Origin of the sequence: Pseudomonas sp. OV546, assembly GCF_900116845.1 — a bacterium.
GTDB lineage: Bacteria > Pseudomonadota > Gammaproteobacteria > Pseudomonadales > Pseudomonadaceae > Aquipseudomonas > Aquipseudomonas petroselini.
This window is the reverse complement of sequence record NZ_FPCE01000005.1, coordinates 343,740-356,680: the sequence shown is the minus strand read 5'-3', so window position 1 is coordinate 356,680 and position 12,941 is coordinate 343,740. Positions and strand designations below refer to the sequence as shown.

18 protein-coding genes are annotated in these 12,941 nt (G+C 58.1%); 11 read left to right on the top strand and 7 right to left on the bottom strand.

The genetic code is table 11. The annotated features are described in order from the left end of the window. Positions 1–51 precede the first annotated feature (51 nt). A complete protein-coding gene (locus BM403_RS14385; protein WP_015885787.1) occupies positions 52–618 on the top strand; it encodes a hypothetical protein in 567 nt (188 codons plus the stop codon). 3 nt (positions 619–621) lie between these two features. On the opposite strand, the gene BM403_RS14380 is transcribed toward BM403_RS14385, so the two are convergent. From BM403_RS14380 to BM403_RS14370, 3 genes are read right to left on the bottom strand one after another with little or no spacing between them, the layout of a single operon-like run. After that, positions 622–1,104 carry a hypothetical protein gene (locus BM403_RS14380; protein WP_093543333.1) on the bottom strand — a complete coding sequence of 161 codons (483 nt, stop codon included), beginning with the start codon at positions 1,102–1,104 and terminating at the stop codon, positions 622–624. A 4-nt stretch (positions 1,105–1,108) separates the two neighbouring features. Then, a complete protein-coding gene (locus tag BM403_RS14375; protein ID WP_093543331.1) occupies positions 1,109–1,396 on the bottom strand; it encodes a colicin E3-like toxin immunity protein in 288 nt (95 codons plus the stop codon). Between the two features lie 15 nt (positions 1,397–1,411). Then, entirely contained in the window at positions 1,412–2,575 is a 1,164-nt protein-coding gene (locus BM403_RS14370; protein ID WP_093543329.1) for an S-type pyocin domain-containing protein, read from the bottom strand. A 193-nt stretch (positions 2,576–2,768) separates the two neighbouring features. Here BM403_RS14370 and BM403_RS14365 point away from each other — a divergent pair, with 193 nt between their 5' ends. Together BM403_RS14365 and BM403_RS14360 are read left to right on the top strand one after the other, a co-directional pair. Beyond that, positions 2,769–3,239, top strand: a complete 471-nt coding sequence (locus tag BM403_RS14365; protein WP_015885783.1) for a helix-turn-helix domain-containing protein — start codon at positions 2,769–2,771, stop codon at positions 3,237–3,239. Beyond that, complete coding sequence (locus tag BM403_RS14360) at positions 3,236–3,811, top strand: PIN domain-containing protein (protein ID WP_015885782.1); 576 nt, start codon at positions 3,236–3,238, stop codon at positions 3,809–3,811. Before BM403_RS14365 ends, BM403_RS14360 begins: the two co-directional genes overlap by 4 nt. An 88-nt stretch (positions 3,812–3,899) precedes the next feature. Here BM403_RS14360 and BM403_RS14355 read toward each other — a convergent pair whose 3' ends face one another. Next, entirely contained in the window at positions 3,900–4,487 is a 588-nt protein-coding gene (locus tag BM403_RS14355; protein WP_139237971.1) for a hypothetical protein, read from the bottom strand. A 365-nt stretch (positions 4,488–4,852) separates the two neighbouring features. On the opposite strand from BM403_RS14355, the gene BM403_RS14350 reads away from it, so the two are divergent. After that, on the top strand, positions 4,853–5,161 hold the full coding sequence (locus BM403_RS14350) for a DUF3077 domain-containing protein (RefSeq protein ID WP_093543327.1): 309 nt from the start codon (positions 4,853–4,855) through the stop codon (positions 5,159–5,161). A gap of 112 nt (positions 5,162–5,273) precedes the next feature. Here BM403_RS14350 and BM403_RS14345 read toward each other — a convergent pair whose 3' ends face one another. After that, positions 5,274–5,645 carry a PH domain-containing protein gene (locus BM403_RS14345; protein WP_015885780.1) on the bottom strand — a complete coding sequence of 124 codons (372 nt, stop codon included), beginning with the start codon at positions 5,643–5,645 and terminating at the stop codon, positions 5,274–5,276. A gap of 157 nt (positions 5,646–5,802) precedes the next feature. On the opposite strand from BM403_RS14345, the gene BM403_RS14340 reads away from it, so the two are divergent. Continuing rightward, the gene (locus BM403_RS14340; protein ID WP_093543325.1) at positions 5,803–6,438 is read left to right on the top strand and encodes a LysE family translocator; all 636 of its coding nucleotides are present in this window, start codon (positions 5,803–5,805) and stop codon (positions 6,436–6,438) included. A gap of 8 nt (positions 6,439–6,446) precedes the next feature. Here the strand turns inward: BM403_RS14340 and BM403_RS14335 are convergent, their stop codons facing one another. Then, the gene (locus BM403_RS14335) at positions 6,447–6,776 is read right to left on the bottom strand and encodes a hypothetical protein (protein ID WP_064052067.1); all 330 of its coding nucleotides are present in this window, start codon (positions 6,774–6,776) and stop codon (positions 6,447–6,449) included. A gap of 218 nt (positions 6,777–6,994) precedes the next feature. Between BM403_RS14335 and BM403_RS14330 the strand changes: the two genes are divergently transcribed. Continuing rightward, positions 6,995–7,891, top strand: a complete 897-nt coding sequence (locus BM403_RS14330) for a hypothetical protein (protein WP_093543323.1) — start codon at positions 6,995–6,997, stop codon at positions 7,889–7,891. 30 nt (positions 7,892–7,921) lie between these two features. After that, positions 7,922–8,206 carry a hypothetical protein gene (locus tag BM403_RS14325; protein WP_093543321.1) on the top strand — a complete coding sequence of 95 codons (285 nt, stop codon included), beginning with the start codon at positions 7,922–7,924 and terminating at the stop codon, positions 8,204–8,206. A gap of 108 nt (positions 8,207–8,314) precedes the next feature. Here the strand turns inward: BM403_RS14325 and BM403_RS14320 are convergent, their stop codons facing one another. Next, positions 8,315–8,695 carry a cupin domain-containing protein gene (locus BM403_RS14320; RefSeq protein WP_093543319.1) on the bottom strand — a complete coding sequence of 127 codons (381 nt, stop codon included), beginning with the start codon at positions 8,693–8,695 and terminating at the stop codon, positions 8,315–8,317. 238 nt (positions 8,696–8,933) lie between these two features. Between BM403_RS14320 and BM403_RS14315 the strand changes: the two genes are divergently transcribed. Genes BM403_RS14315 through BM403_RS14300 form a run of 4 tightly spaced genes read left to right on the top strand, consistent with a single transcriptional unit; the run spans position 8,934 to position 12,914 of the window. Continuing rightward, a complete protein-coding gene (locus BM403_RS14315; protein WP_093543317.1) occupies positions 8,934–10,145 on the top strand; it encodes a methyl-accepting chemotaxis protein in 1,212 nt (403 codons plus the stop codon). 9 nt (positions 10,146–10,154) lie between these two features. Beyond that, positions 10,155–10,523, top strand: a complete 369-nt coding sequence (locus tag BM403_RS14310) for a response regulator (protein WP_015885773.1) — start codon at positions 10,155–10,157, stop codon at positions 10,521–10,523. 23 nt (positions 10,524–10,546) lie between these two features. Further along, positions 10,547–10,834: an STAS domain-containing protein gene (locus BM403_RS14305; protein WP_093543315.1), complete on the top strand. Its 288-nt coding sequence runs from the start codon at positions 10,547–10,549 to the stop codon at positions 10,832–10,834. Positions 10,835–10,874: 40 nt separating this feature from the next. Next, positions 10,875–12,914: a chemotaxis protein CheA gene (locus tag BM403_RS14300; RefSeq protein ID WP_093543313.1), complete on the top strand. Its 2,040-nt coding sequence runs from the start codon at positions 10,875–10,877 to the stop codon at positions 12,912–12,914. Positions 12,915–12,941 lie beyond the last annotated feature (27 nt).

Genomic DNA, 12,941 nt, shown 5'->3' with positions numbered 1-12,941 from the left:
CGTTTAAATTCGGGTCCAGTCATCACACTCTTCCCCGATAAGGACATCCCCGTGAAGCGAATCGTGCTGCTCTCCCTCGCCCTGGCCCTGGGCGCCTGTCAATCCAACCAACGTGACTCATCGCCCAGCCTGCTCAAGGACGGCATTCAGTTTCGCCAGAAAACCGTGGCTGTGGATGCGGAACACGCCAAGGTCATCATGAAGTCCAGTGGCGGCACTCCTGCCGTCGACTTCTCGATCAGCCGCGAAGGCGACCCCGACCCACGCATGGAAGCCCTCGGCACGGTGATGGACACCGGCGAAGGCAAGGTCTTCAACTGGATCGCCAAGCTCAACCAAACCGTTGCCAGCGCCACGTTCAAGCGTTTTCCACAGCTGGAAATCCAGGCCGACCCCGGCAAGAAACTCACGGTATCGGGTTACGCGAACGACACCCGCACGGGTTACTACTACACCTGCGGGCCGGCGATGAATACGTTCCGCCCGGAGAGGGCAAAAGTGTACCTGGTGGAATTCCAGTTCAAGGGTTCGGGGTGTGAGCAGCATGTGTATGACGTGACGGACCCGGCGAATCGGGTACCGGTGGCGGAGGCGGGGAGTGGGGTTAAGTCGGGTTGAGGGTTAGCCATTGTGGGGTAGACCCTGTGGGCATACCACACCGTTGAAGGTGTGGGTGCAGCAGTTGCAGCAGGGTTTCATCTGCTCGGGCGTCAGCTGTGGGTTGACCTTTTGCAGCAGGCCGCCTTCGTCGACATACAAGCCGCTGTAGTAGCTGTTTTCATCCGTTCTCACGTAATCCTGCTTGTCGGTTTCATGTTGCGCGACCATCCAGAATACCGGATCTGGACGATCCAGGCGGGCCTTGGCTTCGCTGAACACCTGATCCCATGGGTGGCCGACTTTGGACAGGAGAAACCGGAACAGTGGGGTGTAGTCAAAACCATGCCGTTGATGGCTATGCATCGAACCGCGATTTGATTGTTTGTCTTTTTCGCTTTTGGTGTGCCGCTCATACCGGTAGGCGCGACAACTGCCGTGGCGCACGCCATGGGTTCGGGTGTTGACTGAGCGGTAGAGGAGGGGCTTTTGCAGTGCGGGTTTCATTGCATTAGGACGCCTTTTTGGGTTGCTTTGGGGGCGGTGGCCAGGCGCCTTGGTAGCGGAAGGACAGTTGGTAGTCGTGATGGTCGGGTTCGATCATGTGCTGGAAGTACGGCTGAATAATCGTAATCCAGTTAGGCTGAACGTTGAATACGTCGGCGTATATCGCGGTTTCTTCGCCTAAACCCAATGCTTCAAAAACATTGTCTGGATCTGCGATATCGGCTGAGTACTCATCCGCTTTCAAGTCATTACTGTGTTTTTCGTACCATCGCAGTCTGATTTTCATCAGCATTTTCCGAGTTCCTTTTTATCTGTAAATACGACGTTTCGGGTCCGCCGGTCCTCGACGCTCGGCGGTATAAGGATCAAATGCGCCGAGGTGTGCCAAATCGCTGTTTCGATAGACTTCCAGCTCGCCTTTTTTGGAGTCCCACTCAAATATTTTTCTTCCTTTTGCGTCTATCCAACGTTCACGTAAGCCGGCTCCGCCTTTTCTTGGTGTCACAGGCTTTTGGGGAATCAGACCCGGGAAGCCTGTTATGTCTTCGGTTTCGGGTGGAGAAAAGTAATCATGGTCTGGGTTTCTAAGCCCTTTCCTTGGCTGGTTTACCACCACATACAGCGGCCGAACCCCCGACTCCGCCGGGAACACCAGAATAAAATCCCGATACTCCGGCGGATAAATCGGGTTCACCAGAATTTGCGCGGCTTTCTCCGTCGGCGGATAAATCCAGATCACCGGCGCCTGCGGCGCAGCCTCCAAGGCTGGAATACCCAGCGTGTCACTGGGATCAACGGCGGGTGTCCAGATCAGCTCCACGCCCTCATCCAAATCCGCCACAAACTGATCGCCACGGCTTTGAAACTGCACCACATCAATCATCTGCCAATCGGCATGGTTGCCCGTGTAAAACCCATACCCCTTGAGCGTGCCGTCCTCGCGTTGCTCGATATGCAACCGCATCTGCGAGCGCGCCCGCTGCATCGAACGCAACTGCTCCTCGCTGTAGAGCGCGCTATCGCCCAGCTCCGACGGCCAAGCCAGCGCCACCAAACCCGTCAACAGGCCACCGGCGACGGACCCGACGGCAGTGGCCGCCGACTCCCAAACCGCCGAGCGTAATGCCAACTGCCCCAAACCTGCGGGCAATGCGCTACCGCCGATCTTGCGCAGGGCAACCGCGCCCCTGCTATCCACCTCACGCCCACCCAGCAAGCTTAAATGGCCGTACTCCTTAATCAGCTCCAGCGGTACATACCCGGCCGGGTTGAAGTAATGGGTGATGCCGTCAGGCAGTTGGCAGGGCTTGATGAAAACGCAGCCGGGAGGTTTGGTTAGCGTGGGTGTCGGGGCAGGGGATGGCTCGAAAAAATCAACAGACGGCGAATACGGCACACGCGACGGCTGCGGGGTCAGGATCCGTCGTTTGCGTAAGTCTTCTTCGGTGGGTGGGTACAAGCGCTCTGACATGACGGGCTCACTTCCTTGTGCGAGGAGGTGAGCCTACGAGGGGTAATCAGAATCTGATATCGGCTTAATTCGGCGGTTGGTGTGGGAAAAGTGGACAGGGCTTCAGTCGGTATTTCCGTTTCGAATATTGCGATTTTCGTTTGTTTCGTTTAGCGTTGATCGTAACTGAATTAAGCGTCGCCGGAGTTGCATCATGATCACCAACCACCTTCCCAAAACGATCCTTCCGCTGGAAAAGGAAGTCGAAGCCGCCGTGCAAGGCCAACGCGAACTGGCCTCGCTGCTGTCGACCAAGTTTGAAACCCAGCGCATCGACATTTTCGACAAAGAAGACAAACCCCACACGCTCGTACTCCCAACCTCAGCACTGCGCTTATTGGTCGATATCCTGGGCGAGTTGGCGATCGGCAATGCCGTCAAGGTCGTCCCGGTGCATGCCGAACTCACCTCGCAGGAGGCCGCCGACCTGCTTAACGTTTCACGACCGCACTTGGTCAAGATGCTGGAGGAAGGCGCCATTCCCTTTACAAAAACCGGTCGGCATCGGCGCATCCGGTTTTCGGATTTGATGGCGTTCAAGCAGCGGCGAGATGAGGAAAGCCAGGAAGCAATGGAAGCGCTGGCGCAACAGGCCCAGGAGTTGGGAATGGGGTATGACGGATGAGGTGTTCGCCTTTTACCGCGGTATATGATGCCTGCGTTCTCTACCCGGCGGCCCTCAGGGATTTGCTGATGTGGCTTGGCTTGTCAGGGTTGTATCGAGCGAGATGGACTAGCCAGATTCATGAGGAGTGGAAGCGCAACGTACTCAAGAACCGACCCGATCTCACGGCTGAGCAAGTGAATTGCACGTCAGCGATGATGGACAAGGCGATACCTGACGCTTTGGTTACGGGATATGAGGATCTGTGTTCGAGCTTGGATCTGCCCGATCCTGATGATCGTCACGTGCTGGCGGCGGCGATTCGGAGTAAAGCTGAGGTTATCGTGACCTTCAATTTGAAAGACTTCCCGCCGCATATACTGGCTGCCTACGACATTGAGCCGATGCATCCGGATGACTTTATTTCGGATCTCTGGGATCTGGATCAGGCGGCGGTGTTGGGAGCGGCGCAGAAGCAAAGGCGGGCGTTGAAGCGGCCTCCGATGGCGGCGGGAAATTATCTTGAGATGTTGATGAGGCAGGGGTTGGTGCAGACTAGTAAGGCGCTGGGGCCTTATGAGTTGATGCTGTAAATTTCATACTAGTGGCGCAGTTCTCGCTGAGGTTTACGCCTTTAATGCAGTATTGTTAGATTCTAATCAATGCGGCTCTCTTTTGTTTTTATGTGCTGTGTGTCTGTATTAGGGTGAGGATTTGCATTACTAATGCTACCGACAAAATTGCAAATTGCTCTTTGGGTGTGATTTCGGAAAAATTCCTCACTTGACCTAGTGGAGTATTTTTTAGCGTATTATTGAATGATACATGTATCGCACTTTTTTGATCAGGTGAAAACTGTTTGTAAAGGTTGTTTGTTTTCTCCTTGTCAATTTTTGTGTCAATCCTGTGCGCAAATTTATTTCGAATCGTCCCAACTGCTAAAAGTGCGGGGGCGAACTCTTTTGGCATCCCGATCGCAACTGCTAGGTTTACCTTTTGAGAAAAGTCGAGCTGCATTTTTTTGATGTGTTCATAATCTGAGACTAGTATTTCAATTAGCTGCTCAAGAGCTGACTCTATATAAATGTGCGTGCGGATGGTTGCTCCTAATTCGTCTTCTTTTAGTATGTCCGAGTAAAAGGAATCTAAGTTTAATATCTTTGGTTGGGGTTTCATGTATGTACTGGTCTCGTCAGCTGCTTTTATGTTTTTTGAATAAAGAGTTTTTGGTGTTTCATTTAATTTTATTTTCTCTACCACATCAGACACGTTTAGCCACAAAGCCGATTTCCTGCTAATCAATCTCTAGGCTACTTTTGGCGTGTCGTCGACATTCGACGGTCGGGCCTGGAAACCCGTGGAACAATAGCGCACAGGTGCCACTATTTTTATCACGACTGCTGGTGTTTTTGTGCCAGCATATCCGTGTTATGGCGGCTGTGCGCGGGAGACCTTCGGGTCTGCCGGGTTCCTATTGTCCCGGTTTTCCAGCCTGCGCATAGCTGCCACCCATTCGCCTGGAAACGAACGTGGCGGCTCTTTTCTACATTAGGAGTCAAGCCAATGAGCATTTCTGAAAGGCCGTACCCTCACAACACCATCCTCAACACCTCCACGCATTCCGGAGGTGCCCAATGATCAACCCACCCCTCAACAAAACCCTCGGCGTCATCACCTTCTCCACCTGCGGCAAGCAGCCCAATCTCCACCGCCTATTTCGCGTCAATTCCGGTGTGCCCATTCGCGATGCCCTGGAGCATGCCTCCGAGCTGCTGCACTGTTCCAAGATGCTGGCGTTGGACGCAGCCATGGACACGGGCGCGGATCGTTTTGCCTGGGCGGCGCATTATTTGGGGGAGATGGCGAAGGCGGTGGTGGATGATTTGGCGAATGGGATGTTGCCGAATGGGGTGGTTGAGGAGGGGGAAGGGGTAGGTGTGTAAGGCTGTAGTTTGATGGTGTGGGGGAAGGCCCTATCGGGGGCAAGCCCCCTCCCACCTTTTGATCGGGGTACAGCCGTCTCAGCCTTGTAGGCAATAAGCAATTGCCTGCCGATCAGGTCAGCAGGTGCTTGGAGATCAACCGCGAGATTTCGACGATGGAAGTCTTGCCAGTGAATTCGAATTTCACTTTGCCCAACGACGAAAAGTAAATTTCCAGCTCCGAATCCAGATCAAACGTCCCGGACGTCTCCACCGAATACGCGACGATGTTTTTATACGGCAGCGACGTAAAGTCCTTTTTGCTGCCGGTAATCCCCTGCACGTTCACCGCAATAATCCGCTTGGTGGTAAACACTACGCCGTCGCGCATGGCCTTGTAGGCGTCGACCACTTCCTCGCCGTCGAGCAGCAGGGCCGATACGCGCTCGGCGTATTCGTTGTTTTGCTTGAGCTTGAAGAAGCCTTTGTTGTTGAAGTCGATCATGGGCCTGCCTTTGGGTGAGTGGTGCGGTGGGTGTATGACGTTTTGCTCGCGGATCTGTATCTAACGCGCGCATTTTGAACGCCCTACCATGGCGTCCAAGCCTACAACATTGGCCAAATGTTTCACGTCGACAGAATAACGATCAAGGAGCCAAACAATGCCTGAAGTGTCCAGCTGGCTTGCCTATGCGCTGATCTCGCTCGGCATGGTGCTCACGCCCGGGCCGAACATGATTTACCTCATCTCCCGTTCGATCTGCCAGGGCCGTACGGCCGGGCTGATTTCCCTGGGCGGCGTGGCGTTGGGTTTTTTGGTTTACATGCTGTGCGCGGCCTTGGGGATCACGGCCTTGGTCATGGCGGTGCCGTTTGCCTATGACGCGCTGCGTTTCGGCGGTGCGTTGTACCTGGCCTACATGGCTTGGCAGGCCATACGGCCGGGCGGGCGTTCGCCGTTCCAGGTGCGGGATTTGCCCAAGGACAGCCCGCGCAAGCTGTTCACCATGGGCCTGGTGACCAACCTGCTGAACCCCAAGGTGGCGGTGATGTATTTGTCGTTGCTGCCGCAGTTCATCGACCCGAACGGCCATGGCAGTGTGTTGACGCAATCCCTGGTGCTGGGTTTTACGCAGATTTTTATCAGCGTGAGCGTCAACGCGGTGATTGCCACCATGGCGGGGTCGATCGCGGTGTTTTTCGTCACTCGGCCGGGTTGGCAGGTGGTGCAGCGCGGGTTGATGGGCTCGGTGTTGATGGGGCTGGCGGTGCGGATGGCGGTGGAAGGGCGGCGCTGAACCGCGCGTTACAGAATGGCTTTCAGGTAATCCTTGAGTGCGTTGAGCGGGGCATTGAGTTCATCCAATGTCGACGCTTGGCGCACGCCCAGCGCCAAGCGCTGCAACTCGCGACCCATCACGGTATCGGCCCCGCCCAATGCCTCAAGCGCTTGATCAACACATTCCGCGACTTTGGATTGAATCACCGCCAAATCCCTCTGCCGCACCAGCAGCCCGAATACCTCTCGCTCATACCCATCCATCACCGGATCGTCCCGCAAAACCGGGCTGCCGCCGTCCGTCTCGTGCACCAGCTTCAGTGCAAAAAGCGCAACCGCTTCCAGCGTCAACTCCATGGTCTTGGTTCCTAGGGCTTGGGGGAGGGCGATGATCACTGTTCTACGCAGGAAAAAAAAGACCCCAATACCGCGAACGGCCAGGCTCACGCCCCTGTGAAGTCATTTGCCCAAGGAACGATATTAATTAGCCATGTTCCAACTCGCCGTGCCAAGTGCACCCGGCCACCAGACGGACAGGGTGCAAGGCTTAACCCATTACAAGGACGCAAGCTCTCATGCAGTCATCCCCCACCCAAGCACCTTCGGCCACTGGCGAGCTGATCGCGAGTTTCCGCCACGGCAAGGGCTTCCTGATGTTCAGTTTGATATTCGGGGTTGTGTTGCTAGCCCTCGCCGGTTTTGTGCTGTACCTGGGCACGATCCTGCCACCGGGCAACGATGGCCCGGTCAACCTCCAGACATCCCGTGGCATGGCCTTGAACTTTGCCAACCCGCATACCCTGATCTACGCCACCAGCGCCTTGCTGGCCGTACTCGCCGTGGGCGTGTTTGCAGCCTACGTCTGGCACAAAAAACTGCGCGCCCCCCGTTACAACGTGTTTGAGTTCGGTATCGAACGCATCATCAACGAGCAACGCGAGTACACGGCGTTTGCCGATATCGAAGACCTGTACTTATTCGGCTCCGGGCAAACCGTGATGACCGGCATGATCACCAACCTGGCCTATCGCCGTAACGCGTCAGAGCCGTTTCATCGTGTGATTGAGAGCCTCAAGGGCTTTTACGAATTCCAGCAACGGGTGCGTGAGCTGCACGTGCGCGCACGCATGCCGGCAGTGATCGCGACGCTGGAGATGGGCGGGGCGGTGACGTTCAACTGCATCAGCTCGGGGCAGGTCTGGGGCAAGCGCATGAGTGGCAACTTCCTGAAAATCACCACCTCGCCAATCGTCGTCAGCCGCACATGCCTGGAGTACCAGGGCCGCAAAGTGCCAATGTCGTCGCTGCGAACCGTCGACCTCAACGCCTGGACGGAAAAAGTGGTGATCAAGGATGAAAGCGGCAAACCCGTGTTGTCGACCATCGCCACCGGCATTCTGAGCCACGACCTGTTCCTCAATACCCTCGATGCCGTGTTTGCGGCGCAACAACAAGCACGCGAGCTGGCTTGAGCCTGCTGCGTCACAACTGAGGATTAAACGATGATCTATCGCGGCGCAGGCTGGCTGACGTTGTTTACACCGGTGGCGATGGTGCTGCTATTGATGTGGCTGTGGCCCGACCCCAGCGTCAAACCCGGCAACACATCGCTGATGCAGGTGTTGCTCGGCTTCGGGGCGGGATCAGCGATCAACACCGTGCTGGGCTTTGTACTGAACCGACAAGCGCACGCCGATGGCGTCCGCCACCACTTCTTTTTCATGCCGATGCAGTGGCCGGCGCTGGTGATCACGGTGGCCTGCCTGCTGATTGCCTTGCTGAAATAACCCTGCCGGCCGCTCGCCCAGGGCGGCCGCGTCTCGACCCGTTCAAGGCTGACACGGGAAGACGCGTGAGTGTCTCGTAACAGTATGAGCGAGCAGGCGACGCCAGCCTCAGATCCACTGGTCATTCACAGCCGTACGCTCCCCACCTTCATGCCCGGTATTCAAGATGCCCCGTGGCTCGATCATCATCAGCTTGGTCTCGCCTTCTGCGGCTGTGCGGTGCGCTACGCCGCGAGGAACCACGTACAGCTCACCCGGTGCGACATAGACCGGGCCGTCTGGAAGGTCGATACGCAAGGTGCCGTCGAGTACCAGGAAGGCCTCATCGGTTTCGGGGTGGGAGTGCCAGATGAACTCGCCTTCGATGCGGACGACTTTGAATTGGTAGTCGTTCATCTGCGCGACGACGCGTGGGCTCCAGGGTTGGTCGATCAGGTCGGCTTTTTGGATAAGATTTATGGGTTTTGTCGGGGGCTGTGACTGAGACATGTCGGAGACTCTGCTGGTTAAGAGTCGTCAGGTTAGCGAACGAGGTATCAAGGGCGCTTGTACGATCCTGCAAGCAGCCTGAGCGTGTCGGCTGGCGTCACCTACACTTAACGCCCTGCTCAGTCACACACCGGTCATAAACCAGACGGAAGGCACTCACGAGTCCTAAAGTTGAGGCGCTAGGGGCGGATAAACTCTATGTTGATTACATCCGCAGCACTGTTCAAGGACCGAACCCATGCCCCAACGCTCATCCAGCCGCCTGCCCCTTCCCGTTTATCCCCGTTTCCGTTGGTTCGCCTTGGTCCCGGTCGTGCCGGCCGTTTTGTGGATACTCGTGCAATCAACCTCGCCAGCCAATCTGGTGGCTTGCACGGCACTGGTGATGATCGGCCTCGGTGCCTGTGCCTGGAGCGCGGTTTCACAGCGCAACTTACTGCAGCGAGCGATTGCGCAGGCGCAGGCGGACCAGTCAAGTGCGGATGTGCATAACGGCATGGCCTCTCGTGCACAGCTTGACGAGGTATTGCTGGGCGCCATGCCCATCTGGGCCAAGCAGGTGGAAAGCTCACGCCATCAGACCGAAGAAGCGATTGTGAGCCTGGCGAACCGTTTCACCGGGATCGCCACACGCTTGCAGGAAACGGTACAAGCGTCGCAGCACGCGGCCGGCGAACTGGACGGACAGGCCGCCGACGGTGCGCTGGAGGTGCTGGCGCGCAGTGACAGCGAGTTGAGCCAGGTGATCAATTCACTCAAGGCCACTCAAATCAGCCGTGACCAGACCCTGGCCCAAGTGCGCAGCCTGACCGCCTACACGGGCGAACTGCGCACCATGGCCGCTGATGTGGCGGCGATTGCCGCACAAACCAACCTGCTGGCCCTCAACGCGGCCATCGAAGCGGCGCGTGCCGGTGAGGCCGGTCGCGGCTTCGCGGTGGTAGCCGATGCGGTGCGCAGCCTGTCGAGTAAATCCAGTGAAACGGGCCAGCAGATGTCGGCCAAGGTCGACATCATCAATAACGCCATTACTCAATTGGTGCAGGCCGCGTCCAGCAGTGCCGACCAGGACAGCCATTCGGTGGCCGAGTCCGAAAACAGTATTCAGATGGTGCTCACACGCTTCCAGAACATCACTGGGCGTCTGGCCGAATCCGCCGACCTGCTCAAGCAGGAAAGCTATGGCATCCGGGATGAGATGACCGAGGTATTGGTCAACCTGCAATTCCAGGACCGGGTCAGCCAGATCCTCAGTCACGTGCGCGACAACATGCACGCCCTGCATGACCATCTCCTGCAGGCCAACCAGACCCCGGACCAACCGATGGCCATCGACGCCCGCCAATGGCTGGCGCGCATGGAAACCACCTATGCCACCGACGAGCAACGGAGCCTCCATCATGGAGAGGCGGCGGTGCAGCAGAACGCTCAAGACATCACTTTCTTTTAGGAGTACATCATGGCGAAGAGTGTATTAGTGGTTGACGACTCCATCAGTGTGCGGCAGGTCGTCGGCATAGCCTTGAAAAGCGCCGGTTACGACGTGATCGAGGCCAGTGACGGCAAGGACGCCCTGAACAAGCTGACCGGGCAAAAAGTGCACCTGATCATCAGCGACGTGAACATGCCCAACATGGATGGCATCACCTTCGTCAAGGAGGTCAAGAAGCTGGCCAACTACAAGTTCACACCGATCATCATGCTGACCACCGAGTCTCAGGAATCGAAGAAGGCCGAAGGCCAGGCCGCGGGCGCCAAGGCGTGGGTGGTCAAGCCGTTCCAGCCGGCGCAGATGCTGGCGGCGGTCTCCAAATTGATCCTGCCCTGACACCCGGCGCCAGGGAGGCCAACATGCCGATCACTCACGAAACCATCGACGACACCGCCCATGTGGGCATCGACGGCGAACTCACCATCTACACCGTCGCTGAACTGGCGGGCGCGTTGTTGTCGCAGATGAGCGCGGCGCCGCGCCTGGAACTGGACCTGTCCCAGGTGACGGAAATGGATGGCGCCGGCCTGCAGTTGCTGGCAGTCATCCAGCGTGAAGCCGGCATTGCCGGCACCGCCTTGAGTGTGACCGGCCATAGCCAGGCGGTCATGCAGGCGCTTCAACTGTGTCGCAGCGCCGCGCTTTAATCGGCACTGTCCCGTCCATTGATCGACAAGGAAAGTCCAGGTGAGCATCAATCTCGATCAGGCACTGCAGACCTTCATCGTCGAGGCGCGCGAGCTGCTGCATGCCATGGAGCAATCCCTGCTGCAGCTGGAAAGCGAGCCCGGCGACCAGGATGCCATCGGCGCGATTTTCCGCGCCGCGCACACCATCAAGGGTTCCGCCGGACTGTTCGGCCTCGCGTCGATCGTGGGGTTCACGCATATCGTCGAAGACGTTCTCGACCGCCTGCGCGACGGCAGTGTGGCGGTGGACGCCGCCTTGATCGCGCTGCTGCTCAAGTGCGGCGACCACATGCTTGAGCTGATCGACGTGGTCGCCAGCCGCGGTGAGACGCCGACCCCGGCCGCGCTGGAGCGCGGTGAGACCTTGCGCGAGGCGCTGAGCGCCTATCAGCCGCTGCACAGCGCCACTGCCGACGTCGTACCCGCTGCGGTGGACGACGACACGGGGGCCGAAGTGCTTTGGCATATTTCTCTGCGTTTCGGCGTGGACGTGTTCCGTAATGGCATGGACCCGCTGTCGTTCCTGCGCTACCTCGATACGCTGGGGCAAATGGTGCAGGTCACCACCCTGACCGACAGCATCCCTGCCTTGGAGAGCTGGGACCCGGAAAGCTGCTACCTGGGCTTCGAGATCGACCTGCGTTCGACGGCCAGCCATGCCACGCTCAACGAAGTGTTCGACTTCGTGCGCGACGACTGTGAAGTGCACATCAGCGCGGTCGACGAAACGCCCGAAAGCAGCGTCGCCCTCGGCAGTGACCTGATCGCGCAAGCCGAGCCAGGTCCGGCCCCCGCCTCGCTCCAGCGCCTGCCGGCGAACAGCGAGGCCAAAACCCGCGACGGCAGTTATGTGCGGGTCAACGCCGACAAGCTCGACGAGTTGATCAACCTGGTCGGCGAATTGGTGATCGCCAGCGCCGGCGCAAGCCTGTTAGCACGTTCCTGTAACAACGACCCGCTGCAGGAGGCCACCTCGACGGTGTCGGGGCTGGTGGAAGAGATCCTTGATGGCGCCCTGCACCTGCGCATGATCCCGATTGGCGACACGTTCAACCGCTTCCGCCGCGTGGTGCGCGATGTCAGCCAGGAACTGGGCAAGGACATCGAGCTGATCATCAGCGGCGCGGAAACCGAGCTGGACAAGACCGTGGTTGAGAAGATCGGCGACCCGCTGATGCACTTGCTGCGCAACGCCATGGACCACGGTATCGAAAGCGCCGATGCGCGACGTTCGGCGGGCAAGTCGAGCAAGGGGCATCTGAGCCTCAATGCTTATCACGACTCCGGGAGCATCGTCATCGAAATCGCCGATGACGGCGCCGGTCTCAACCGCGACCGCATTCTGGAAAAAGCCGAGGAGCGCGGGCTGGTGGCCAGCGGCGCGGTGCTCACCGATCAGGAGGTCTACAACCTGATCTTCGAAGCGGGGTTCTCGACCGCCGAGGCCGTCACCAACCTGTCCGGGCGTGGCGTCGGCATGGACGTGGTCAAGCGCAATATCACACTGTTGCGCGGCACCGTGGACCTCGACAGTCGCCCCGGCCAGGGCACGATGGTACGCATTCGTTTGCCGCTGACCCTGGCGATCATCAATGGCTTCTTGGTTGGCATCGACCAATCCACCTACGTGATTCCGCTGGACATGGTCCAGGAATGCATCGAACTGGATGAACGCCAGCGCCAGTCCAGCCGCGATCAGGGCTATCTGGACCTGCGTGGCGAGGTGCTGCCACTGGTGGACCTGCGCGACCACTTCAGCCACGAGGGCCCGGCCGCGCGCCGTCAGAACGTGGTGGTGGTGCGCTATGCCGAGCACAAGGCCGGGCTGGTGGTCGATGACCTGCACGGCGAGTTCCAGACCGTGATCAAACCCCTGGGCAAGCTGTTCGGCGCACTGCGCGGTATCAGTGGCTCGACCATCCTGGGCAGCGGCGCGGTGGCCCTGATCCTGGATGTACCTGCACTGCTCAATCAAATCGTACAACTGGAAGCCCGCACGGCTCAGGCGCCTCAATCGCCAACGTTCGTCGCCCGCTGACGTCTTTGCAATTCCATGGAGGTTCCC